Raw genomic sequence first — 23,035 nt, forward strand, 5'->3', positions numbered from 1 at the left:
TCGGGGCCTCAAGCGACAAGCCGCAAGCTTCAAGCAGTACCCACTGCTTGCGGCTTGCGGCTTGCACTTTGCAGCCTTGTCTATTTATTTGACCAGGGTGCGCCACTCGGCGTGCGCGGCGGTCTTGCCGGTCACCAGGTCGAAGTAGGCCTTCTGCAGCTTCTCGGTCACCGGACCACGGCTGCCGATGCCGATCTTGCGGCCGTCGACTTCGCGGATCGGGGTGACTTCAGCGGCGGTGCCGGTGAAGAAGGCTTCGTCGGCGATATACACCTCGTCACGGGTGATGCGCTTCTCGACCAGCTTCAGGCCCTGCTCTTCGGCCAGGCGCAGCACGGTGTTGCGGGTGATGCCGTTGAGGCAGGCGGTCACTTCGGGGGTGTAGAGCACACCGTCCTTGATGATGAAGATGTTCTCACCGGAACCCTCGGCTACGTAGCCTTCCGGGTCCAGCATCATGGCCTCGTCGGCGCCGCCGGAAATGGCTTCCTGCAGGGCCAGCATCGAGTTGATGTAGGCACCGTTGGACTTGGCGCGGGTCATGGAGATGTTCACGTGGTGGCGGGTGAAGGAGCTGGTGCGCACCTTGATGCCCTTCTGCAGCGCTTCCTCGCCCATGTACGCGCCCCAGTTCCAGGCGGCGACGATGACGTGGACCTTCAGGCCGGTGGCGCGCAGGCCCATGCCTTCGCTTCCGTAGAACACCATCGGGCGGATGTAGGCGCTTTCGAGGTTGTTCTCACGCACGGCGGCGCGGGTGGCCTCGTTGATCTGATCCTTGGTCCACGGGATCTGCATGTTCATGATGTGAGCGGAGTCGAACAGGCGGTCGGTGTGCGCCTGCAGGCGGAAGATCGCCGTGCCGTCCGGGGTGTTGTAGGCGCGCACGCCTTCGAACACGCCCATCCCGTAGTGCAGGGTATGGGTCAGTACGTGAGTGGTCGCTTCGCGCCACGGCACCAGTTCGCCGTCATACCAGATCACGCCATCACGATCGGCCATCGACATATTTGCCAGCTCCTCAAGGATTCGATTGATTCAGCTCGGCGAGTTAGCACGCTGCTAGCTCAAGCCCAACTCACGCCAGATCCGCATCACGCCTTGGCGCTCCGCGTGGAACTGGTCACCACTCACTACGCCCGGCTGCTTCTGCAACGCCTGCCGGTGGGCGGCGGAGCGATAGGCCTTGTAGGCCTCCTGCAGCAGGCTGACCGCTTCACCGGACAGCAACCCGACCTGCTCGAGGCCGTCGAGAATGCGGATGTTATCGGTGTAGCGCACCAGCTCCGGGTGCTGTCGCGACCAGGCAAGGGCCGCATATTGCACCATAAATTCGATATCGACGATACCGCCGGCGTCCTGCTTCAGATCGAAGGGAGCGGTGGTTTCGAAGGCGTTCGCAGCGGTTCCCGCCGCGGTCTCGCGCGTTCCCAGGGTGGTGCGCATCTTCGCCCGCATCTCGCTGACCTCCTGGCGCAGGGTGTCCAGCTCGCGCTCGCGGCCGAGCACCGCCAGGCGCACCGCCTCGAAGGCCGTTGCCACACGCTTGCAGCCCACCAGCACGCGGGCACGTACCAGCGCCTGGTGCTCCCAGGTCCAGGCCTCGTTCTCCTGGTAGCGCTGGAAGGCGCCCAGGGAGCTCACCAGCAGGCCCGCCGCGCCTGAGGGGCGCAGGCGCATGTCCACCTCGTAGAGCGAGCCGGAGGTGGTCTGAGTGGTGAGCAGGTGGATGATGCGCTGGCCCAGGCGGGTGAAGAACTGGGCGCCGTCTATGGGTTTCTCGCCATCGGTCTCGGCCTGGGGATCGCCATCGTGGATGAACACCAGGTCGAGGTCGGAACCGTGGCCGAACTCCAGGCCGCCGACCTTGCCGTAGCCGACGATGATGAAGTCCGGGTCGCAATCGCTGCCATCGGCACGGTGCGGCACACCATGGCGGGCCACGGTATGGCGCCAGGCCAGGGTCAGTACTTGGTCGAGAATGGCCTCGGCCAGCCAGGTCAGGTAGTCGCTGACCTTCATCAGCGGCAGGGTGCCAGCGATTTCGGATGCCGCCACTCGCAGGCTGTGGGCCAGCTTGAAATGGCGCAGGGCCTCCATCTGCTGCTCGAGGTCGTCCTCGGGGATGCGCGTCAGTCGCTCGCGCAGCTCGGCCGCCAGCTCGGGTGCCAGCGGCGGGTGATAGAGGCGGCCCTCGTTGAGCAACTCGTCCAGCAACAGCGGATAGCGGGCAATCTGTTCGGCGATCCAGGGGCTGGCGGCGCAGAGAGTGATCAGGCGCTCCAGGGCGCCGGGGTTCTCGCTCAGCAGCACCAGGTAGGCCGAGCGCCGGGCCACCTTTTCCACCAGAGGCAGCACGCGCTCCAGCACCAGATCAGGGTTGGCGTGTTCGCTGGCCATGGTCAGCAGGCGCGGGATGAAGGCGTCCATGCGCTCGCGACCCAGGCGCTGCATGGCTCGCAGCTGCGGGCCGTTGCGCAGGTCGATCAGGCGCTTCATGGCCGCCAACGGGTCGAGGAAGCCGGATTCGCTCAGTTGCCGGCAGGCGCTCTCTTCATCCAGGGCGTCCTCCCACAGCGGCAGCCACTCGCCGCCGATGCAGGCGTCCTGCGGGCCGGCGTCCTCGTCTTCGTCGGGGTCGGCGATGACCTGGTGGAAGTGCCACTCGACACGGCCGCGCCAGTACATCAATCGCTCATGGAAGGCCGCCCAGTCATCGAAGCCCATGATGAAGGCGACGCGGGCCCGATCCAGGTCGTTGTCCGGCAGCATCTGCGTCTGCCGGTCGGCAATGGCCTGCAGGGCGTGCTCGGTATAGCGCAGGAAGGCATAGCCATCGCGCAGCTCGGCCACCACGGCCGGCGGCAGGTAGCCCTGCCCTTCCAGAGTCGCCAGTACCTTGAGTAGCGGCCGCTGCTGCAGGCTCAGGTCGCGCCCGCCGTGAATGAGCTGGAAGGCCTGGGCGATGAACTCCACCTCGCGGATGCCCCCGGAGCCAAGCTTGACGTTCTCGGTCATGCCCTTGCGACGCACCTCCTGCTGGATCAGCTGCTTCATCGAGCGCAGCGCTTCGATCGCGGAGAAGTCCAGGTAGCGGCGATAGACGAAGGGCCGCAGCATCTCCAGCAACTGCGCGCCGGCCTGCTGGTCACCACCGACCACCCGCGCCTTGATCATCGCGTAGCGTTCCCAGTCGCGGCCCTGGTCCTGGTAGTACTGCTCCAGCGCATTGAAGCTGAGCACCAGCCCGCCGGACGAGCCATAGGGGCGCAGGCGCATGTCGACGCGGAAGACGAAGCCGTCGACGGTGATGGCGTCCAGCGCCTTGATCAGCTTCTGGCCGAGACGGATGAAGAACTCCTGGTTATCCAGGGCGCGCTTGGCACCCTCGGTCTCGCCGCCTTCCGGGTAGCCGAAGATCAGGTCGATGTCCGAGGACAGGTTCAGTTCGTGGGCGCCCAGCTTGCCCATGCCGAGGATGACCATGTGCTGCGGCAGCCCGGAGCGGCGCCCGGTGGGGGTGCCGAACTGCGCGCAATGGCGCTCGTAGAGCCAGTGATAGGCGCGGTCGATGCAAGCGTCGGCGAGATCGGAAAGGTCGCGGCAGGTTTCCGCGAGGTCCGCCTGGCGGGTCAGGTCGCGCCAGATGATGCGCACCTGCTGGCGGTTGCGAAAGCGCCTCAGGCGGCGCGCCAGCTCATCTTCACTCTCGCACTCAGCAAGAACTGAATCCAATTGTGTACACAATTCATTGGATTTAAGTGTACATTCCAGCTCGCCCGATTCCGCCAGCTGCATGAGCATCGCCGGATCGCGCTGCGCCTGCTCGGCCACGAAGTCACTGGCCGCGCACACCCGCTGGAATGCCTGCTGCCGTTCGTCGGGCCAGCCCTCGAACACCCGCCGCGGAGATTCCGGCAGGCCCTCCCCAGCGGAGGTGAAAGCCTGGCGCGCACGGTCGGCGAGCGATTGCAATTGCGGGGGAAGGGCGACAAGCGGGGGCAGGCTCATGGTCTATCCTGTGATCGGCGTACGCCGGGCCTGTGGTTGCTGGCCTTGCACCGCCCATCTGTAGTTTTACTACGAAAGATTGTGTCCAGAGTGCTGAAACGGCCGTCGAAATGTAGTAAAACTACACAAGGCCGGTTCGACCCCCGGTAAATCCAAGAATTAGCTTCTGCCCGCCCAAAAGGCTGGCAGTGAACATAGGCGTCCGATTCTGGAAGCCTTTCCGCCCTGGAGCAAGCCATGCAAGACCTCGATCCCGTCGAAACCCAGGAATGGCTGGACGCCCTGGAATCGGTTCTCGACAAAGAAGGCGAAGACCGCGCGCATTACCTGATGACCCGTATGGGTGAACTCGCTACCCGTAGCGGTTCGCAGCTTCCCTATGCCATCACCACGCCCTATCGCAACACGATCCCCGTCACCCACGAAGCACGCATGCCTGGCGACCTGTTCATGGAACGCCGCATTCGCTCGCTGGTACGCTGGAACGCGCTGGCCATGGTCATGCGCACCAACCTGAAGGACTCCGACCTGGGCGGTCACATCTCCAGCTTCGCGTCCTCGGCGACCCTCTACGACATCGGCTTCAACTACTTCTTCCAGGCCCCGACCAACGAACACGGCGGCGACCTGATCTACTTCCAGGGCCACGCCTCCCCCGGTGTCTACGCCCGCGCCTTCATGGAAGGCCGTATCACCGAAGACCAGATGAACAACTTCCGCCAGGAAGTCGATGGCAACGGCCTGTCGTCCTACCCGCACCCCTGGCTGATGCCGGACTTCTGGCAGTTCCCCACCGTATCCATGGGCCTCGGCCCGATCCAGGCGATCTACCAGGCACGCTTCATGAAGTACCTGGAAAGCCGCGGCTTCATCCCCGCCGGCAAGCAGAAGGTCTGGTGCTTCATGGGCGACGGCGAGTGCGACGAGCCGGAATCCCTCGGCGCCATCTCCCTGGCCGGCCGCGAGAAGCTCGACAACCTGATCTTCGTCATCAACTGCAACCTGCAGCGCCTCGACGGCCCGGTTCGCGGCAACGGCAAGATCATCCAGGAACTCGAAGGCGTGTTCCGTGGCGCCCAGTGGAACGTCAACAAGGTCATCTGGGGTCGCTTCTGGGATCCGCTGCTGGCCAAGGACGTCGACGGCATCCTGCAACGCCGCATGGACGAAGTCATCGACGGCGAATACCAGAACTACAAGGCCAAGGACGGCGCGTTCGTCCGTGAGCACTTCTTCAACACCCCCGAGCTCAAGGCGATGGTCGCCGACCTCTCCGACGACGAGATCTGGAAGCTCAACCGTGGCGGCCACGACCCGTACAAGGTCTATGCGGCCTACCACCAGGCGGTCAACCACAAGGACCAGCCCACCGTCATCCTGGCCAAGACCATCAAGGGTTATGGCACCGGTGCCGGCGAAGCGAAGAACACCGCGCACAACACCAAGAAGGTCGATGTCGACAGCCTGAAGTCGTTCCGCGACCGCTTCGACATCCCGGTGAAGGACGACGAGCTGGAAAACCTGCCCTTCTTCAAACCCGAGGAAGGCAGCGCCGAAGCCCGTTACCTGAGCGAGCGCCGTGCCGCACTGGGTGGCTTCGTGCCCCAGCGTCGCGCCAAGAGCTTCAGCATCCCGACCCCGCCGCTGGATACCCTCAAGGCCATCCTCGACGGCTCCGGCGACCGTGAAATCTCCACCACCATGGCCTTCGTGCGGATCCTCTCGCAGTTGGTCAAGGACAAGGAAATCGGCCAGCGCATCGTCCCCATCATCCCGGACGAAGCACGTACCTTCGGTATGGAAGGCATGTTCCGCCAACTGGGCATCTACTCCTCCGTCGGCCAGCTCTACGAGCCCGTCGACAAGGACCAGGTGATGTTCTACCGCGAGGACAAGAAGGGCCAGATCCTCGAGGAAGGCATCAACGAAGCGGGCGCCATGAGCTCCTTCATCGCCGCCGGCACTTCCTACTCCAGCCACAACCAGCCGATGCTGCCGTTCTACATCTTCTATTCGATGTTCGGCTTCCAGCGTATCGGCGACCTGGCCTGGGCCGCTGGCGACAGCCGTACCCGTGGCTTCCTGATCGGCGGCACCGCCGGCCGCACCACGCTCAACGGCGAAGGCCTGCAGCACGAGGACGGCCACAGCCACATGCTGGCCGGCACCATCCCCAACTGCCGCACCTTCGACCCCACCTATGGCTATGAACTCGCGGTGATCATCCGCGAAGGCATGCGCCAGATGACCGAAGAGCAGCAGGACGTCTTCTACTACATCACCGTGATGAACGAGGCCTACACCCAGCCCGCCATGCCGGCCGGTGTCGAGGAAGGCATCATCAAGGGCATGTACCTGCTCGAAGAGGACAAGAAGGAAGCCGCGCACCACGTGCAACTGCTGGGCTCGGGCACCATCCTGCGCGAAGTCCGCGAAGCGGCGAAGATCCTCCGCGACGAGTTCAACGTCGGCGCCGATGTCTGGAGCGTCACCAGCTTCAACGAACTGCGCCGCGATGGCCTGGCCATCGAACGCCACAACCGCCTGCACCCGGGCCAGAAGCCCAAGTCGACCTACGTCGAGCAGTGCCTGAATGGCCGCAAGGGTCCGGTCGTGGCCTCCACCGACTACATGAAGCTGTTCGCCGAACAGATTCGTCAGTGGGTGCCGAGCAAGGAATTCAAGGTCCTGGGTACCGACGGCTTCGGCCGCAGCGACAGCCGCAAGAAGCTGCGCCACTTCTTCGAAGTGGACCGCTACTGGGTTGTCCTGGCGGCACTGGAAGCCCTCGCGGATCGTGGCGACATCGAACCGAAAGTGGTGGCCGAGGCCATCGCCAAGTTCGGCATCGACCCCGATAAGCGCAACCCCCTGGACTGCTGAGGAGACGCATTGTGAGTGAGTTGATCCGCGTACCCGATATCGGCGGCGAAGGCGAAGTGATCGAGATTCTGGTCAAGGTCGGCGACCGCGTCGAAGCCGACCAGAGCCTCGTCACCCTGGAATCCGACAAGGCCAGCATGGAAGTCCCCTCGCCCAAGGCCGGCGTGGTGAAGAGCCTGAAGGTGAAGATCGGCGACCGCCTCAAGGAAGGCGACGACCTGATCGAACTGGACGTCGAGGGCGCCGCCGCTGCGGCACCCGCAGCCCAGGCACCGGCTGCCGCCCCCAAGGCGGAAGAGAAGCCCGCTGCCGCACCGGCACCGACGGCCCCCGCCAGTGAAAGCGTCCAGGACGTTCACGTCCCGGACATCGGTTCCGACAGCAAGGCCAAGGTCATCGAAGTGCTGGTCAAGGCCGGCGATCGCGTCGAAGCCGACCAGAGCCTGATCACCCTGGAGTCCGACAAGGCCAGCATGGAGATCCCCTCGCCCGCCGCTGGCGTGGTCGAGAGCGTCGAGGTCAAGCTGGATGCCGAAGTCGGCACCGGCGACCTGATCATTAAGCTGCGCGTTGCGGGTGCTGCACCCGCTGCCGCCAAGGCCGCTGAACCACCTGCCGCCGAGCCGGCACCGGCCCAGGCTCCCGCAACGGCTCCGGCCGCTGCGGCTGCCGAAGCGGTGCAGGACGTCCACGTCCCGGATATCGGCTCCGACAGCAAGGCCAAGGTCATCGAGATCCTGGTCAAGGCCGGCGACAGCGTCGAAGCCGACCAGAGCCTGATCACCCTGGAATCCGACAAGGCCAGCATGGAGATCCCCTCGCCCGCCGCTGGCGTGGTCGAGAGCATCGTGGTCAAGCTGGACGCCGAAGTCGGTACCGGCGACCTGATCCTCAAGCTACGCACCCAGGGCTCCGCCCCGGCCGCCGCTCCGGCCCCTGCCGCGCAGGACAGCCAACCGGTCCATCGCGTACCGGCAGGCGCCAGCCCGGCCGTTGCCGCCGAGGTCAACGCCATCGCCTCGCTGTCGGCCGCTGCCGCCGGCAGCGCCGGCGCCCCGGCCCGCTCCAACGGTGCCAAGGTCCATGCCGGCCCGGCGGTGCGCCAACTGGCCCGTGAATTCGGCGTCGAGCTGGGCGCGGTCACCGCGACCGGCCCGCACGGCCGCGTGCTCAAGGAAGACGTGCAAGCCTACGTCAAGGCTGTGATGCAGAAGTCCAAGGAGGCCCCGGCCGCTGCCGCAAGCGCCACCGGCGGTGCCGGCATTCCGCCGATCCCCACCGTGGACTTCAGCAAGTTCGGTGAAATCGAAGAAGTGGCGATGACCCGCCTGATGCAGGTCGGCGCCGCCAACCTGCACCGCAGCTGGCTCAACGTCCCGCACGTGACCCAGTTCGACTCTTCCGACATCACCGAACTGGAAGCCTTCCGCGTCGCCCAGAAAGCCGTGGCCGAGAAGGCCGGCGTCAAGCTGACCGTGCTGCCGCTGCTGCTGAAAGCCTGCGCCTACCTGCTCAAGGAATTGCCGGACTTCAACAGCTCCCTGGCCCCCAGTGGCAAGGCGCTGATCCGCAAGAAGTACGTGCACATCGGCTTCGCCGTGGACACCCCGGACGGCCTGCTGGTCCCGGTGATCCGCAACGTCGACCAGAAGAGCCTGCTGCAACTGGCTGCCGAAGCTGCTGCCCTGGCCGAAAAAGCCCGGACCAAGAAGCTCTCGGCGGACGACATGCAAGGCGCCTGCTTCACCATCTCCAGCCTCGGCCACATTGGCGGCACCGGCTTCACGCCGATCGTCAACGCGCCGGAAGTGGCGATCCTCGGTGTATCCAAGGCCACCATCCAGCCGGTCTGGGACGGCAAGGCCTTCCAGCCGCGCCTGATGCTGCCGCTGTCGCTGTCCTATGACCACCGCGTGATCAACGGCGCTGCCGCCGCGCGCTTCACCAAGCGCCTGGGCGACGTGCTGGCGGATATCCGCACCATGCTGCTGTAAACCTTTGCTTCATCGCGAGCACGCCACGCTCGCACCTCGACCCCGCCCCTTTAGGCGGGGTTTTTTTTGGCCTGGAAATACCCCTGAAGGAAACCCACGCCCATCGCCCAGGCGTCGTCCTACGGCAGCCCGTATCGTGCGTTCAGAAGAGAGGAAAGACACGCAGCCCATCAGCCGGTGCCGATGGGCTTCGTCGCTGCAGCCAGGTCAGCCCTTCTGCAGATTGCGGATCAGGAAGCTGAAGGCCTTGGCCAGTTGTCCGGCGCCATCGAGATCCCGGACGATGGTCAGCATCGGTTCCGTGGAGCCGGGCACGTTGAGCACACAGGCCAGGCCTTCGCGAGGGCACGCGTAGCTGATGCTCGGATCGACGCCGAACACCGGCAGCAAACGGTTGCGTACCGAAACCCCGGTGCCCGAGGTGGCACGCACCTCTTCGCGCAGCATCAACTCGCCCGGCTTGGCCAGGCTCACCTGGTACTCCAGGTCGCGGCGGTCGCTGGAACCCACCTGGTAGCCGGCGCTCAGGGCGTAGGTCCTGAGCAGCGCATTGGTATGCGCAAACAGCGCCTTGCGCTCGTCGTCGGTCAGGTAGAGACGCTTGATTTCCGTCAGGTAACGGGTCTGTTCGGCGCTGCTGAGAACAGGCTCAGGAGCGGCCACCGAGACCGGTGATAAAAAAAACAGCCCACATAGCACCAAAGCCCCACCAAGTTGTCTTGTCAGCCCCATCCGCATGATGCACCCTTGCCCGACGCCATAATATGAAGTGGGCCGAGGCCCGACTCGGTCAGCATACTGGAACCCACCCGCCCGATGAAAAGCCATCCCGATGCCGCCAGCCGTACGGTGGCCGAGGTTGTGACGCAGTTGCCAGTCCCTTCGCGGCTTGGCCTCATGCGTTTCGAGCGGCTCAACGAGGCCAGCTGGGCGCTGCTGTTCCTCGACCCCAATTGCGAACGCCAGATCGGCCTGCCGGCCACCGAGCTTTGTGCCCTGGTCGGCTCGCCCTACGCCAGCCTGATGTCCCCCGAAACGCGCTACCGCCTGCATGACGAAATCCAGCGTCAGCTGACCGGCAGCGCCAGCTACCAAGTGCAGTACGGCCTGCACACCCCCGACGGCGTGCGCACCATCCTCGAACTAGGCGAAGCCTTCCAGCAGCACGGCCGCAACCTGCTGCGCGGTTACCTGCTGCCGGTGGACGTCGACGACCGTGAAGACGACGACCATCGCCTCAGCGAACTGGAAGCCCAGAACCAGCGCCTGAAAAGCTCCCTGGATCTCTACCAGCGCTCCCAGGAAGACCACCTGCAGCACCTGATCCGCTCCCGCGCGCAGCAGAGCCTGATCGTGCGCCTGGCCCGCCACCGCTACAGCCCCGGCGACCCGGCCCTGGAAGCGGCCAAGCTGATCACCCAGGCCGCCTGCGAGGCCTACGAGGTCTCCCGCGCCTCCCTGTGGATGTTCGATGGCGACCTGCTGCGCGCCATCACCCTCTACCGGCGCGACCAGGACCACCACGAACACCCGGGCGCCATCGACGTCAGCCGCTACCCGCAGTACCTCGAAGCCCTGCACAGCGGCCGCGCCATCGACGCCCACAACGCCCAGCGCGACCCGCGCACCATCGAGCTGGTGGACGACTACCTCAAGCCCCAGGGTGTGGTCGCCCTGCTCGATGCCAGCGTGCGCATCGGTGGCGAGGTGGTCGGCGTGCTGTGCCTGGAACACACCGGCGGCCAGCGCGTCTGGCAGACCGATGAAATCGCCTTCGCCGGCGAGCTGGCCGACCAGTTCGCCCAGGTTCTGGTCAACCAGCAACGCCTCGACGCCACCAACGCCCTGCACCTGTTCCAGCGCGCCGTCGAACAGAGCGCCAGCGCCTTCCTGCTGGTGGACCGCGACGGCCTGGTGGAATACGTCAACCCCAGCTTCACCGCCATCACCCAGTACAGCTCCGACGAAGTCCACGGTCGCCGCCTCTCCGAGCTGCCGGCCCTGGAAAACCTCAGCGACCTGCTGTTCGACGCCCGCTCCAGCCTCACCACCAGCAACAGTTGGCAGGGCGAGTTCCGCAGCCGGCGCAAGAACCTCGAGCCGTACTGGGGCCAGCTGTCGATTTCCAAGGTATTCGGCGAGAACGGCGAACTGACGCACTACATCGGCATCTACGAGGACGTCACCCACAACAAGCTGGCCCAGCAGCGCATCGAAAAGCTGGCCTACACCGACAACCTCACCGGGCTGGGCAACCGTCCCTACTTCATCCGCAGCCTCGAAGAGCGCTTCCAGAGCGACCACGAGTCGCCCCTCTGCCTGCTGCTGGTGGACATCGACAACTTCAAGCGCATCAACGACAGCCTCGGCCACCAGACCGGCGACAAACTGCTGGTCAGCCTCGCCCGCCGGCTGCGCAACACCCTCGGCCAGGGCGACATCCTCGCGCGCTTCGCCAGCAACGAATTCGCCGTGCTGCTCGATGGCGCCGACCTGGAGAGCGGGCAGAAGACCGCCGGGCAGATCCTCCACACCCTCGACAAGCCGCTGTTCGTCGACAACCAGCTGATCAGCGTCACCGGCTCCCTGGGCCTGGCCTGCGCGCCCCAGCATGGGCGTGATCCGCAGACCCTGATGAAGCACGCCGGCCTCGCCCTGCACAAGGCCAAGGCCAACGGCAAGCACCAGCTGCAACTGTTCACCGAAACCCTCAACGCCGAGGCCAGCTACAAGCTGTTCGTCGAGAACAACCTGCGCCGCGCCCTGGCACAGAACGAGCTGGAAGTCTTCTACCAGCCCAAGCTGTGCCTCAAGTCCGGGCAACTGCTGGGCATGGAGGCGCTGCTGCGCTGGCAGCACCCGGAGCGCGGCATGATCCGCCCCGACCAGTTCATCAGCGTCGCCGAGGAAACCGGGATGATCATCCCCATCGGCAAATGGGTGATCCGCGAAGCCTGTCGCATGAGCCGGCGCCTCAGCGCCTCGGGCATGGGCGATGTGCAGGTGGCGATCAACCTCTCGCCCAAGCAGTTCAGCGACCCGGACCTGGTGGGCTCCATTGCCGCCATCCTCCACGAGGAGCAACTGCCCCCGGGCCTGCTGGAACTGGAACTGACCGAAGGCCTGCTGCTGGAAGCCACCGACGACACCAAGCACCAGCTCAACCGTCTCAAGACCCTAGGCCTGACCCTGGCCATGGACGACTTCGGCACCGGCTACTCGTCCCTCAGCTACCTGAAGAAGTTCCCGATCGACGTCATCAAGATCGACCGCAGCTTCATCAAGGACATTCCCGACAACCAGGACGACATGGAAATCACCTCCGCGGTGATCGCCATGGCCCACAACCTCAAGCTCAAGGTCGTCGCCGAAGGCATCGAGAGCGCCTCCCAGCTGGCCTTCCTCCGCCGCCAGCGCTGCGACGTCGGCCAGGGCTACCTGTTCGACCAGCCCATTCCCGGGCACCTGCTGCTGGAAAGCCTGCGCCGCTACCCCTGCCGCCCGCAGCCCTGAGCCCTGAGCCCTGAGCCCTGAGCCCTGAGCCTGCGGTAACATCGGCCATTCCCGCAGGTCTATCGACCAGCCACCCAATCAGGAGAACGCCATGGTCCTGCGCTCGCAGATCCTCGCTCACAAAATCGAGCTGCCCACGGCGGCACAGGCGCTGCCCGGCCGTGAATCGCCGATGCCGGTGCCCGACGCCCACTTCGTCAACGGCCGCCCGCTGCAAGCCCCCTTCCCCGCCCACCTGCAACAGGCGGTGTTCGGTCTCGGCTGTTTCTGGGGCGCCGAGCGCCGCTTCTGGCAACAGGAAGGCGTCTGGTCCACCGCGGTCGGCTACGCCGGCGGCCACACCCCGAACCCGACCTACGACGAAGTCTGCTCCGGCCTCACCGGCCATACCGAAGTGGTGCTGGTGGTGTTCGACCCGCAGGTGATCAGCTACGAGAAGCTGCTCTCGGTATTCTGGGAAGCCCACAACCCGACCCAGGGCATGCGCCAGGGCAACGACATCGGCACCCAGTACCGCTCGGCCATCTACTGCAGCGACGCCGCCCAGCTGGAAGCCGCCAAGGCCAGCGAAGCCCGCTTCCAGGCCGAACTGAGCAACTCAGGCTTCGGCGCCATCACCACCGAAATCGACGAAGCCCCGACCTTCTATTACGCCGAGGCGTATCACCAGCAGTACCTGGCGAAGAATCCGGGGGGTTATTGCGGGTTGGGGGGGACGGGGGTTTGTATGCCGGTTTAGAGCTTGAAGCGGGAAGCTTGAAGCTGGAAGAAGGAGCACCGGCCTGAGGCTTCCGGCTTCCGGCTTCTGGCTTCTGGCTTCTGGCTTCTGGCTTCTGGCTTCAAGCTTCAAGCTTCAAGCTTCAAGCTATCAACTGTCCGCAATAATCCAATCCAACCGCCAGCCACCCTGACTCTGCGCAAGCTTTTCGCTCAGCCAGGGCAGCAGTTGGCGCAGTTCCTCTTCCAGTCCCCATGGCGGGTTGGCGATGGCCAGGCCCGAGCCGTTGAGGCCGAGGGCGTTGTCCGCCGGGTGCACCATCAGTTCCACGCGCAGCAGCTTGGGCGCCCCGGAGGCTTCCAGGCCCTGGTAGAAGCGCTTGAGCTGGCGCTGGTCCTTGATCGGGTACCAGATCGCCACGACTGTCTGGCGCATGCGGCCGATGGCCTCCTTCAGCGCAGTGACGCAACGCTCCAGCTCGTCGGCTTTTTCGAAGGGCGGGTCGATCAGCATCAGCGCGCGCTTCTCAGCGGTGGGCAGCAGGGCGCGGGGCAGGTGCCAGCCTTCGCCCAGGTGCACGGCAACGCGGCGGTCGCCGGCCATGTTCTCCTTCAGCGCCTGGCCGTCTTCCGGGTGCTTTTCGTTCAGGTGCAGGCGGTCCTGCGGGCGGGTCAGCTGGCGTGCCAGCTCCGGCGAACCGGGGTAGTGGCGCAGCGCGCCATCGGGGTTCAGGGCGTGGAGCACGCCGAGGTAGTCCACCATCAGTTCCGGCAGGTCGGGCTGGCCCCAGAGCCGACCGATGCCCTCCTCCCATTCCCCGGTGCGGTTGGCCTGGTCGCCGGCCAGGTCGTAGAGGCCGACACCGGCGTGGCTGTCGAGGTAGGCGAAGGGCGCCTCCTTGCGTGACAGCAGGGCGATCAGGCGGGCCAGGGTCAGGTGTTTGAGCACATCGGCGTGGTTGCCGGCATGGAAGGCGTGACGGTAGTTCATGGTGTGGGAATCCTCGCGAGGCGCGCAGTTTACCAGCCGCGACGCTGGCCGGGTTTTGCCGCTTTATCACCCTTATGGATGTTGCTAGGCGACCTTCATTCACCGATCTAGACTCCGGCCATCCAACCGGAGATCCGACATGTCCGAGACCCTGCTCAGTTCCCGCAACCTGGCCTTCGAACTCTACGAAGTGCTGGACGCCGAAGCCCTGACCCAGCGCGAGCGCTTCGCCGATCACAACCGCGAAACCTTCGACGCCGCCATCGGCACCGCCCGCAGCATCGCCGAGAAATACTTCGCCCCGCACAACCGCAAGGGCGACGAGAACGAGCCGGAGTACCACAACGGCGCCGCCACGCTGATCCCGGAAGTGAAGCCCGCCGTCGACGCCTTCCTCGAAGCCGGCTTCCTCAACGCCACCCGCAGTTTCGAGCAGGGCGGCATGCAACTGCCCACGCTGCTGTCCCAGGCCTGCTTCGCCCACTTCCAGTCGGCCAACGTCGGCAGCTCCGCCTACCCCTTCCTGACCATGGGCGCGGCCAACCTGATCGAGAGCTTCGGCAGCGACGAACAGAAGCAGCGCTTCCTGCAGCCGATGATCGACGGCAAGTTCTTCGGCACCATGGCGCTCACCGAGCCCCACGCCGGCTCCTCGCTGTCGGACATCCGCACCCGCGCCGAACCGGCCGGTGACGGCACCTACCGCATCAAGGGCAACAAGATCTTCATCTCCGGCGGCGACCACCCGCTGTCGGACAACATCGTGCACATGGTGCTGGCCAAGCTGCCGGACGCCCCCGCCGGGGTCAAAGGCATCTCGCTGTTCATCGTGCCCAAGTTCCTGGTCAACGACGACGGCTCCCTCGGCAAGCGCAACGACGTGATCCTCGCCGGCCTGTTCCACAAAATGGGCTACCGCGGTACCACCTCCACCGCCTTGAACTTCGGCGACAACGGCGACTGCGTCGGCTACCTGGTGGGCAAGCCCCACGCCGGTCTGTCCTACATGTTCCAGATGATGAACGAGGCGCGCATCGGCGTCGGCATGGGCGCGGTGATGCTCGGCTACGCCGGTTACCTCTACTCCCTGGAATACGCCCGCGAGCGCCCCCAGGGCCGCCTGCCCGACGGCAAGGACCCGACCAGCGCCCAGGTGGCGATCATCGAGCACGCCGACGTGCGCCGCATGCTGCTGACCCAGAAGGCCTATGTGGAAGGCGCCTTCGACCTCGGCCTGTACTCGGCCCGCCTGTTCGACGACACCCAGACCCTCGCCACCGAGGAGGAGCGCAAGCAGGCCCACGAGCTGCTCGACCTGCTCACCCCCATCGTCAAATCCTGGCCCTCGGAGTTCTGCCTCAAGGCCAACGAACTGGCGGTGCAGATCCTCGGCGGCCACGGCTACACCCGCGAATACCCGGTGGAGCAGTACTACCGCGACAACCGCCTCAACCCCATCCATGAAGGCACCCACGGCATCCAGTCCCTGGACCTGCTGGGCCGCAAGGTGGCGCAGAACAACGGTGCCGGCCTCAAGCAGCTGACCCGCCTGATCAACGACACCTGCCAGCGCGCCAGCGCCCACGGTTCCCTCGACGCCCTGCGCCAGCCGCTGGAGCAACTGGTGTCGCGCCTCTCCGCCGTGACCCTGGCCCTGCTCGGCGACCTGATGCAAGGCAAGGTCAACCAGGCCCTGGCCAACTCCGCGCTGTACCTCAACGCCTTCGGCCACGCGGTCATCGGCTGGCGCTGGCTGGAACAGGCGATCCGCGCCGAAGAAGGCCTGGCCCGTGGCAACGCCGCCGACGCCGACTTCTACAAGGGCAAGCTGCAGGCCGCGCGCTACTTCCTCACCTGGGAAGTGCCGGGTGTGCACCACGCCCTGGCCATTCTCGAAGCCCGCGACGACACCTGCCTGGAAATGCGCGACGCCTGGTTCTGATTTCAACTTTTCAGGGTTTCCCTGCCCCGCGCACATGCGGGGCTTTTTTTGCCTGCGAATCGGCCAGCCCACCGATGACCGGCTCGGCACCGGCATTCCCCGGATCGTCAAATCGACCTCGGACAATATCCTGACCACCTGGTCGAATCCGTGAACACAGGCTTCGGCCCTGTTCAAAAAACCTGTGGATTTATGCCGATCAGCGCTTGCGGCGCGTTGCGGGTAGCAGGTTAGAATCCAGCTGGCATGCACGCTGCATGCATCCCTCCAGCGTCACCCCCGACATCATTGCCAGGAGCTTCAATACGTGGATGCAGCCACCATCAATAGCCTGTTCCTGATCGGCGCGTTGCTGGTCGGCGCAAGCATTCTGGTGAGCTCGGTTTCCTCGCGCCTGGGCATCCCCATCCTGGTCATCATCCTGGCCGTGGGCATGGTCGCCGGCATCGATGGCCCGGGCGGCATCGGCTTCAGCAACTACCCGCTGGCCTACCTGGTGGGCAACCTGGCGCTGGCCATCATCCTCCTCGACGGCGGCCTGCGCACACGGGTCTCCAGCTTCCGCGTGGCCTTGTGGCCGGCGCTGTCGCTGGCCACGGTCGGCGTCTTGATCACCACCGGGCTGACCGGCATGGCCGCGGCCTGGCTGTTCAACCTCGACATCATGCAGGGCCTGCTGATCGGCGCCATCGTCGGCTCCACCGACGCCGCGGCGGTGTTCTCCCTGCTCGGCGGCAAGGGCCTCAACGAACGGGTCACCGCCACCCTGGAGATCGAGTCCGGCAGCAACGACCCGATGGCGGTGTTCCTCACCGTCACCCTGATCGACATGCTGGCCAAGGGGCAGAGCGAAATCAGCCTGTCCTTCCTCGGCCACCTGGTCAGCGAGTTCGGCATCGGCGCCCTGCTCGGCCTCGGCGGCGGCTGGCTGCTGCTGCAACTGATCAACCGCATCAACCTGCCCAACGGCCTCTACCCGCTGCTGGTGGTGAGCGGCGGCCTGCTGGTGTTCGCCCTGACCAACTTCCTGCACGGCAGCGGCATCCTCGCCGCCTACCTCTGCGGCCTGGTGCTGGGCAACCGCCCGATCCGCTCGCGCCACAGCATCCTGCACATGCTCGACGGCATGGCCTGGCTGGCGCAGATCGGCATGTTCCTGGTGCTGGGTCTGCTCGTCACGCCCCACGACCTGCTGCCCATCGCCCTGCCCGCCCTGGGCCTGGCGCTGTGGATGATCCTCTTCGCCCGCCCGCTGTCGGTGATGATCGGGCTGATCCCCTTCCGCGCCTTCCATGACCGCGAAAAGGCCTTCATCGCCTGGGTCGGCCTGCGCGGCGCGGTGCCCATCATCCTCGCGGTGTTCCCGATGATGGCCGGCCTGCCCCACTCGCAGCTGTACTTCAACCTGGCGTTCTTCATCGTCCTCGTCTCCCTGCTGCTGCAGGGCGCCAGCCTGCCGCTCGCGGCCAGGCTGCTGCGGGTGACGGTACCGCCGGAGCCGGCGCCCATCTCCCGCGCCGGGCTGGAGATCCACCCCACCAGCGAGTGGGAGCTGTTCGTCTACCGCCTGGGCGCGGAGAAGTGGTGCATCGGCGCCGCCCTGCGCGAACTGAAGATGCCCGAAGGCACCCGCATCGCCGCGCTGTTCCGGGGCACCGAACTGCTCCACCCTTCGGGCAGTACCGTGCTGGAGGCGGGCGACATCCTCTGCGTGGTCGGCCACGAGCACGACCTCTCCGCCCTCGGCAAACTGTTCAGCCAGGCGCCCCAGCGCGGCCTCGACCTGCGCTTCTTCGGCGACTTCGTCCTCGAAGGCGATGCCCAGCTCTCCGCCGTCGCCTCGCTCTACGGCCTCAAGCTGGAGAACATCGACGGCACCCAGCCCCTGGGGCGCTTCATCTCCCACGAGATCGGCGGCGAACCCATCGTCGGCGACCAGGTGGAATGGAACGGCCTGACCTGGACCGTCGCCCTGATGGAAGGGAACAAGGTGCGCAAGGTGGGCGTCAAATTCCCCGAAGGTCACGGGCGCCCAGGCCCCGGACTGTTCCTCTGAAGGCGCGGCACGCCCCACCACGGGCGCCGCGCCTGGCATATCATTAACCGCACTTTTTCCAGAGCCGCCCCCAGCGACCATGTCTTTCCTGCGCCCCCTCATTGCCGCCGCCCTCATCGGCTTCAGCCTCGGTGTGACCAACCTGCACGCCGCCGAACCACCGACCAGCGCCAAGGTCCAGCAAAGCCTGGACAGCCTGGCCGAGCGCAAGCTGTCCGAAGCCGAGCAGAAGGCCGTGCAGCAGGTGCTGGAACAGACCCTGACCCTGCTGGGCAACGAAGCCGAAAGCGAAAAGCGCCTGGCCGACCTCAAGCGCCAGCTCACCGACGCCCCGCGCCAGACCAGCGACGCCCAGCGCGAATTCACCCGTCTCAAGGCCAGCAAGCCGGTGGACGTCACCGAGCGCTACAGCAAGTCGTCCCTGGCCCAGCTCGACCAGTTGCTCAACCAGCGCAGCACCCAGCTGGCCGACTGGCAGAAGGACCTGGCCGAGGCCAACAGCCTGATCATCACCGCCCAGACCCGCCCCGAGCGCGCCCAGGCCGAGATCGCCAGCAACCAGGCCCGCGCCCAGCAGATCAACGCCACCCTCAAGATCGGCAAGGAAGGCAGCAAGGCGCTCTCCGACGAGCAGCGCGACCAGTACAACGCCGAACTCGCCGCCCTCGACGCCCAGACCCAGCTGCGCCGCCAGGAGCTGGCCGGCAACAGCCTGTTGCAGGACCTCGGCAACAGCCGCCGCGACCTGCTGGTGGAGCGCATCCATCGCCTGGAGCAGGAAACCCAGGCCCTGCAGTCGCTGATCAACGACAAGCGCCGGGAAAGCTCCGAGCAGACCGTCGCCGAACTCTCCCGCGAGGCGCAGAAGGCCACGCCCGATAGCCTGCTGGCCGCCGAGAGCGCCACCAACCTCAAGCTCTCCGACTACCTGCTGCGGGCCACCGACCGCCTTAACGAACTGACCCAGCAAAACCTGCAAACCCGCCAGCAACTGGACACCCTCAGCCAGGCCGACCAGGCCCTGGAGGAGCAGATCAGCGTGCTCAAGGGCAGCCTGCTGCTGTCGAAGATCCTCTACCAGCAGAAGCAGGCCCTGCCGCACCTCAAGCTCGACGGCGACCTGGCCGACGAGATCGCCGACATCCGCCTTTACCAGTTCGAACTCAGCCAGCAGCGCGACAAGCTCAACAGCCCCCAGGCCTACGTCGACGACCTGCTGTCCCGCCAGCCCGCCGACCAGGTCACCCCGGAACTGCGCGCCACCCTGCTCGACCTGGCCACCACCCGCACCGAGCTGTTCGACCGCCTGAGCCGCGAGCTCAACGCCCTGCTCAACGAATCCATCACCCTGCAGCTCAACCAGAAGCAGCTGCAAAGTACCTCCCAGGCGTTGCGCGCGACCCTGGAAGAGCAGATGTTCTGGATTCCCAGCAACAAGCCGCTGGACCTTTCCTGGATCAAGAACGCCCCGCACTACCTGCAACGCCAGCTCGCCGACGTGCCCTGGGGTTCCGGCCTGGCCGAGCTGGGCGAGGGCCTGGTGGACCGCCCCTGGCTGTTCATCCCCCTGCTGCTGATGATCGGCGCGCTGCTGTGGCGGCGCAGCTGGATCTACGCCAAGCTCACCGACCTGCACCAGGACATCGGCCACTACAAGCGCGACAGCCAGATGCACACGCCCCTGGCGTTGCTGCTGAACGTCCTCCTGGCCCTGCCGGTGACCCTGTTCCTCGCCCTCTGCGGCCTGGCCCTGCAGATCGACGCCCGTGGCCAGAACGCCACCCTCGGCGCCGCGCTGATGGAGATGGCCCAGGCCTGGCTGGTGTTCTACACCCTGTACCGCATCCTCTCCCCGGGCGGCGTCGCCGAGCTGCACTTCCGCTGGCCGCGCCCGCAGGTGTCCCTGCTGAGCAAGCAGATCCGCCGCCTCGGCATGGTGGTGATGGCCCTGGTGGCCGTGGTCACCGTCGCCGAGCACCAGCCCCAGGCCCTGGCCGAGGACGTGATCGGCATCATCGTCGTCATCTCCTGCTACGCCCTGATGGCCCTGGTGCTGAGCAACCTGCTGCTGGCCGAGCCGATGCGCGAGCACACCTCGCCCTTCCGCTTCCTCATCGGCCTGGGCTTCACCCTGCTGCCGCTGGCGTTCATCGTCGCCGTGGGCTTTGGCTACTACTACACCTCGCTCAAGCTCACCGACCGCCTGATCAACACCCTCTACCTGCTGATCCTCACGCTGGTAATCGAGGCCGCCTTCGTCCGTGGCCTGGCCGTGGCCGCCCGGCGCCTGGCCTACGCGCGCGCCCTGGCCAAGCGCCAGGCGCAGACCAAGGAGAACGCCGAGGGCGAGGAAGTGGCGGTGGAAGAGCCGACCCTCGACATCGAGCAGGTCAACCAGCAGTCCCTGCGCCTGATCCGCCTGGCCCTGCTCGGCACCTTCATCGCTGCCATGTACCTGGTCTGGGCCGACCTGATCAGCGTCTTCGCCTACCTCGACGAAGTGACCCTCTACCAGTACGCCGCCGGCACCGGCGACGCCGCCACCCAGGTGCCCATCAGCCTGCTCGACGTGCTCGGCGCGCTGATCATCGCCGGCATCACCACGGTGCTCGCACGCAACCTGCCCGGCCTGCTGGAAGTGCTGGTGCTGTCGCGCCTGAGGCTCGCCCAGGGCAGCGCCTATGCCACCACCACCCTGCTCTCCTACGCCATCGCCGGCATCGGCTTCGTCAGCGCCCTGTCCACCCTCGGGGTCAGCTGGGACAAGCTGCAGTGGCTGGTGGCCGCGCTCTCGGTGGGTATCGGCTTCGGCATGCAGGCGATCTTCGCCAACTTCATCTCCGGCCTGATCCTGCTGTTCGAGCGCCCGGTGCGCATCGGCGACCTGGTGACCATCGGCACCGTCACCGGCACGGTGAACCGCATCCGCATCCGCGCCACGCACATCACCGACAGCGATCGCAAGGAAGTGATAGTCCCCAACCAGACCTTCCTCACCAGCCAGCTGATCAACTGGACCCTGACCGACACCGTCACCCGCATCGTGCTGGTCTACAACGTCAATCGCGGTGCCGACCTGGAACTGGTGCGCAAGCTGCTGCTGCAGGCCACCCAGGAGAACACCCGCGTGCTGCGCGACCCGGCCCCCAACGTGCAGCTGAAGACCTACGGCGCCACCACCCTGGAGCACGAGCTGAAGATCTACGTGCGCGAGCTGGGCGACCGCGGCCTGGCCACCGACGAGCTGAACCGGCGCATCGACCAGCTGTTCCAGGAGCACAACATCAACATCTCCTCGGTGCCGAAGATGGACGTCATCCTCAGCCGCAAGGTCGAGGCCCACGCCCCGTCCGAGGAAGCTGCCGCCGACGCCGCCGAAGAGCAGGCCAAGTAGGCCGCTGCCACGCGGGGACCACCGGTCCCCGCGACTTCCCCCGGCTCCGGCCGCGTGACAAGCTGAGCCCATGAAACGACTCGACGACCTGCAGTTCGACAACCGCTTCGCCCGCCTGGGCGATGCCTTCTCCACCGAAGTCCTGCCCGACCCGCTGGCCGACCCGCACCTGGTGGTGGCGAGCCCGGCGGCCATGGCGCTGCTCGACCTGGACCCGGCCGAGGCCGACACGCCGGTGTTCGCCGAGCTCTTCGCCGGGCACAAGCTGTGGTCCGACGCGGCCCCGCGCGCCATGGTCTATTCCGGGCACCAGTTCGGCAGCTATAACCCGCGCCTCGGCGATGGCCGCGGCCTGCTGCTGGGCGAGGTGGTCAACGACGCTGGCGAGCACTGGGACCTGCACCTCAAGGGGGCAGGCCAGACCCCCTACTCACGCATGGGCGACGGCCGCGCGGTGCTGCGCAGCTCGATCCGCGAGTTCCTCGCTAGCGAACACCTGCACGCCCTGGGCATCCCCAGCAGCCGCGCGCTGTGCGTCACCGGCTCCAGCACCCCGGTGTACCGCGAGAAGAAGGAACGCGGCGCCATGGTCATGCGCCTGGCCCCCAGCCACGTACGCTTCGGCCACTTCGAGTACTTCTACTACACCCGTCAGCACGAGCAGCTGAAGACCCTCGGCGAGCACGTCCTGGCCTGCCATTTCCCCGAGTGCCTCGACGCCGACGAACCCTGGCTGGCGATGTTCCGCACGGTGATCGAGCGCAACGCCGAGATGATCGCCGGCTGGCAGGCCTATGGCTTCTGCCACGGGGTGATGAACACCGACAACATGTCGATCCTCGGCATCACCTTCGACTACGGCCCCTACGCCTTCCTCGACGACTTCGACGCCAACCACATCTGCAACCACTCCGACGACAGCGGGCGCTACAGCTTCAGCAACCAGGTACCCATCGCCCACTGGAACCTCGCCGCCCTGGCCCAGGCGCTGACGCCGCACATCGCCGTGGAAGCCCTGCGCGAGGCGCTGGAGCTGTTCCTGCCGCTGTACCAGGCGGCCTGGCTGGACCGCATGCGCCGGCGCCTGGGCTTCACCCAGGCAGAGGATGGCGACGAAGCGCTGGTGCAGCGCCTGCTGCAACTGATGCAGACCAGCGCAGTGGACTACAGCCTGTTCTTCCGCCGCCTGGGCGACAGCGCGCCCGAGCAGGCGGTGGCCGTGCTTCGGGACGATTTCGTCGACCTCGCCGGCTTCGACGCCTGGGCCGCGCAGTACGTCGAGTGCGCCGCGCGCGAAGGCGACGACCAGGACGCCCGCCGCCAGCGCATGCACGCGGTGAACCCGAAGTACATCCTGCGCAACTACCTGGCCCAGCGCGCCATCGAGGCCGCCGAGCGTGGCGACTACAGCGAGGTGCGCCAGCTGCACGCCGTGCTCACCCGTCCGTTCGACGAGCAGCCGGGCATGGAACGCTACGCAGAGCGCCCGCCCGAATGGGGCAAGCACCTGGAAATCAGCTGCTCTTCCTGAGCC

The 23,035-nt window shown here is 66.1% G+C and carries 12 protein-coding genes; 8 read left to right on the forward strand and 4 right to left on the reverse strand.

All coding sequences use genetic code 11. The annotated features are described in order from the left end of the window. Nucleotides 1-84: 84 nt before the first annotated feature. Together ilvE and glnE are read right to left on the reverse strand one after the other, a co-directional pair. Nucleotides 85-1,008, reverse strand: coding sequence for a branched-chain-amino-acid transaminase (gene ilvE, locus RTW82_RS15070; protein ID WP_021219812.1), 924 nt, complete (start codon nt 1,006-1,008; stop codon nt 85-87). Nucleotides 1,009-1,062: 54 nt separating this feature from the next. Beyond that, nucleotides 1,063-4,011, reverse strand: a complete 2,949-nt coding sequence (gene glnE, locus RTW82_RS15075) for a bifunctional [glutamate--ammonia ligase]-adenylyl-L-tyrosine phosphorylase/[glutamate--ammonia-ligase] adenylyltransferase (protein WP_316925577.1) — start codon at nt 4,009-4,011, stop codon at nt 1,063-1,065. A 237-nt stretch (nt 4,012-4,248) separates the two neighbouring features. On the opposite strand from glnE, the gene aceE reads away from it, so the two are divergent. After that, nucleotides 4,249-6,894, forward strand: a complete 2,646-nt coding sequence (gene aceE, locus RTW82_RS15080; protein WP_316925578.1) for a pyruvate dehydrogenase (acetyl-transferring), homodimeric type — start codon at nt 4,249-4,251, stop codon at nt 6,892-6,894. Nucleotides 6,895-6,905: 11 nt separating this feature from the next. Then, a complete protein-coding gene (gene aceF / locus RTW82_RS15085) occupies nt 6,906-8,888 on the forward strand; it encodes a dihydrolipoyllysine-residue acetyltransferase (RefSeq protein ID WP_316925579.1) in 1,983 nt (660 codons plus the stop codon). A 207-nt stretch (nt 8,889-9,095) separates the two neighbouring features. On the opposite strand, the gene RTW82_RS15090 is transcribed toward aceF, so the two are convergent. Further along, a complete protein-coding gene (locus tag RTW82_RS15090; RefSeq protein ID WP_316925580.1) occupies nt 9,096-9,626 on the reverse strand; it encodes a hypothetical protein in 531 nt (176 codons plus the stop codon). Between the two features lie 78 nt (nt 9,627-9,704). Between RTW82_RS15090 and RTW82_RS15095 the strand changes: the two genes are divergently transcribed. Then, a complete protein-coding gene (locus RTW82_RS15095; RefSeq protein ID WP_316925581.1) occupies nt 9,705-12,401 on the forward strand; it encodes a putative bifunctional diguanylate cyclase/phosphodiesterase in 2,697 nt (898 codons plus the stop codon). A 91-nt stretch (nt 12,402-12,492) separates the two neighbouring features. Next, nucleotides 12,493-13,140: a peptide-methionine (S)-S-oxide reductase MsrA gene (msrA, locus tag RTW82_RS15100; RefSeq protein ID WP_021219818.1), complete on the forward strand. Its 648-nt coding sequence runs from the start codon at nt 12,493-12,495 to the stop codon at nt 13,138-13,140. A 129-nt stretch (nt 13,141-13,269) separates the two neighbouring features. Here msrA and RTW82_RS15105 read toward each other — a convergent pair whose 3' ends face one another. Further along, nucleotides 13,270-14,109: a 23S rRNA (adenine(2030)-N(6))-methyltransferase RlmJ gene (locus tag RTW82_RS15105; RefSeq protein ID WP_043242257.1), complete on the reverse strand. Its 840-nt coding sequence runs from the start codon at nt 14,107-14,109 to the stop codon at nt 13,270-13,272. Nucleotides 14,110-14,248: 139 nt separating this feature from the next. Between RTW82_RS15105 and RTW82_RS15110 the strand changes: the two genes are divergently transcribed. The 4 genes from RTW82_RS15110 to selO all read left to right on the forward strand — a co-directional run bounded on the left by RTW82_RS15110 (nt 14,249) and on the right by selO (nt 23,032). Beyond that, entirely contained in the window at nt 14,249-16,051 is a 1,803-nt protein-coding gene (locus tag RTW82_RS15110; RefSeq protein WP_316925582.1) for an acyl-CoA dehydrogenase, read from the forward strand. A gap of 307 nt (nt 16,052-16,358) precedes the next feature. Continuing rightward, on the forward strand, nt 16,359-18,107 hold the full coding sequence (locus RTW82_RS15115; protein WP_316925583.1) for a potassium/proton antiporter: 1,749 nt from the start codon (nt 16,359-16,361) through the stop codon (nt 18,105-18,107). Nucleotides 18,108-18,186: 79 nt separating this feature from the next. Further along, entirely contained in the window at nt 18,187-21,501 is a 3,315-nt protein-coding gene (gene mscK / locus RTW82_RS15120; protein WP_316925584.1) for a mechanosensitive channel MscK, read from the forward strand. A gap of 70 nt (nt 21,502-21,571) precedes the next feature. Further along, nucleotides 21,572-23,032: a protein adenylyltransferase SelO gene (gene selO, locus RTW82_RS15125; protein ID WP_316925585.1), complete on the forward strand. Its 1,461-nt coding sequence runs from the start codon at nt 21,572-21,574 to the stop codon at nt 23,030-23,032. Nucleotides 23,033-23,035 lie beyond the last annotated feature (3 nt).

Source organism: Pseudomonas sp. zfem005, from assembly GCF_032621735.1.
In the GTDB taxonomy this organism is placed as follows: Bacteria; Pseudomonadota; Gammaproteobacteria; order Pseudomonadales; family Pseudomonadaceae; genus Metapseudomonas; species Metapseudomonas solani.

Bases quoted from the DNA above. Each gene is read 5' to 3' on its own strand.
- ilvE (WP_021219812.1), bottom strand. From the start codon at position 1,008: ATGTCGATGGCCGATCGTGATGGCGTGATCTGGTATGACGGCGAACTG.
- glnE (WP_316925577.1), bottom strand. From the start codon at position 4,011: ATGAGCCTGCCCCCGCTTGTCGCCCTTCCCCCGCAATTGCAATCGCTC.
- aceE (WP_316925578.1), top strand. From the start codon at position 4,249: ATGCAAGACCTCGATCCCGTCGAAACCCAGGAATGGCTGGACGCCCTG.
- RTW82_RS15090 (WP_316925580.1), bottom strand. From the start codon at position 9,626: ATGCGGATGGGGCTGACAAGACAACTTGGTGGGGCTTTGGTGCTATGT.
- RTW82_RS15095 (WP_316925581.1), top strand. From the start codon at position 9,705: ATGAAAAGCCATCCCGATGCCGCCAGCCGTACGGTGGCCGAGGTTGTG.
- msrA (WP_021219818.1), top strand. From the start codon at position 12,493: ATGGTCCTGCGCTCGCAGATCCTCGCTCACAAAATCGAGCTGCCCACG.
- RTW82_RS15105 (WP_043242257.1), bottom strand. From the start codon at position 14,109: ATGAACTACCGTCACGCCTTCCATGCCGGCAACCACGCCGATGTGCTC.
- RTW82_RS15110 (WP_316925582.1), top strand. From the start codon at position 14,249: ATGTCCGAGACCCTGCTCAGTTCCCGCAACCTGGCCTTCGAACTCTAC.
- mscK (WP_316925584.1), top strand. From the start codon at position 18,187: ATGTCTTTCCTGCGCCCCCTCATTGCCGCCGCCCTCATCGGCTTCAGC.
- selO (WP_316925585.1), top strand. From the start codon at position 21,572: ATGAAACGACTCGACGACCTGCAGTTCGACAACCGCTTCGCCCGCCTG.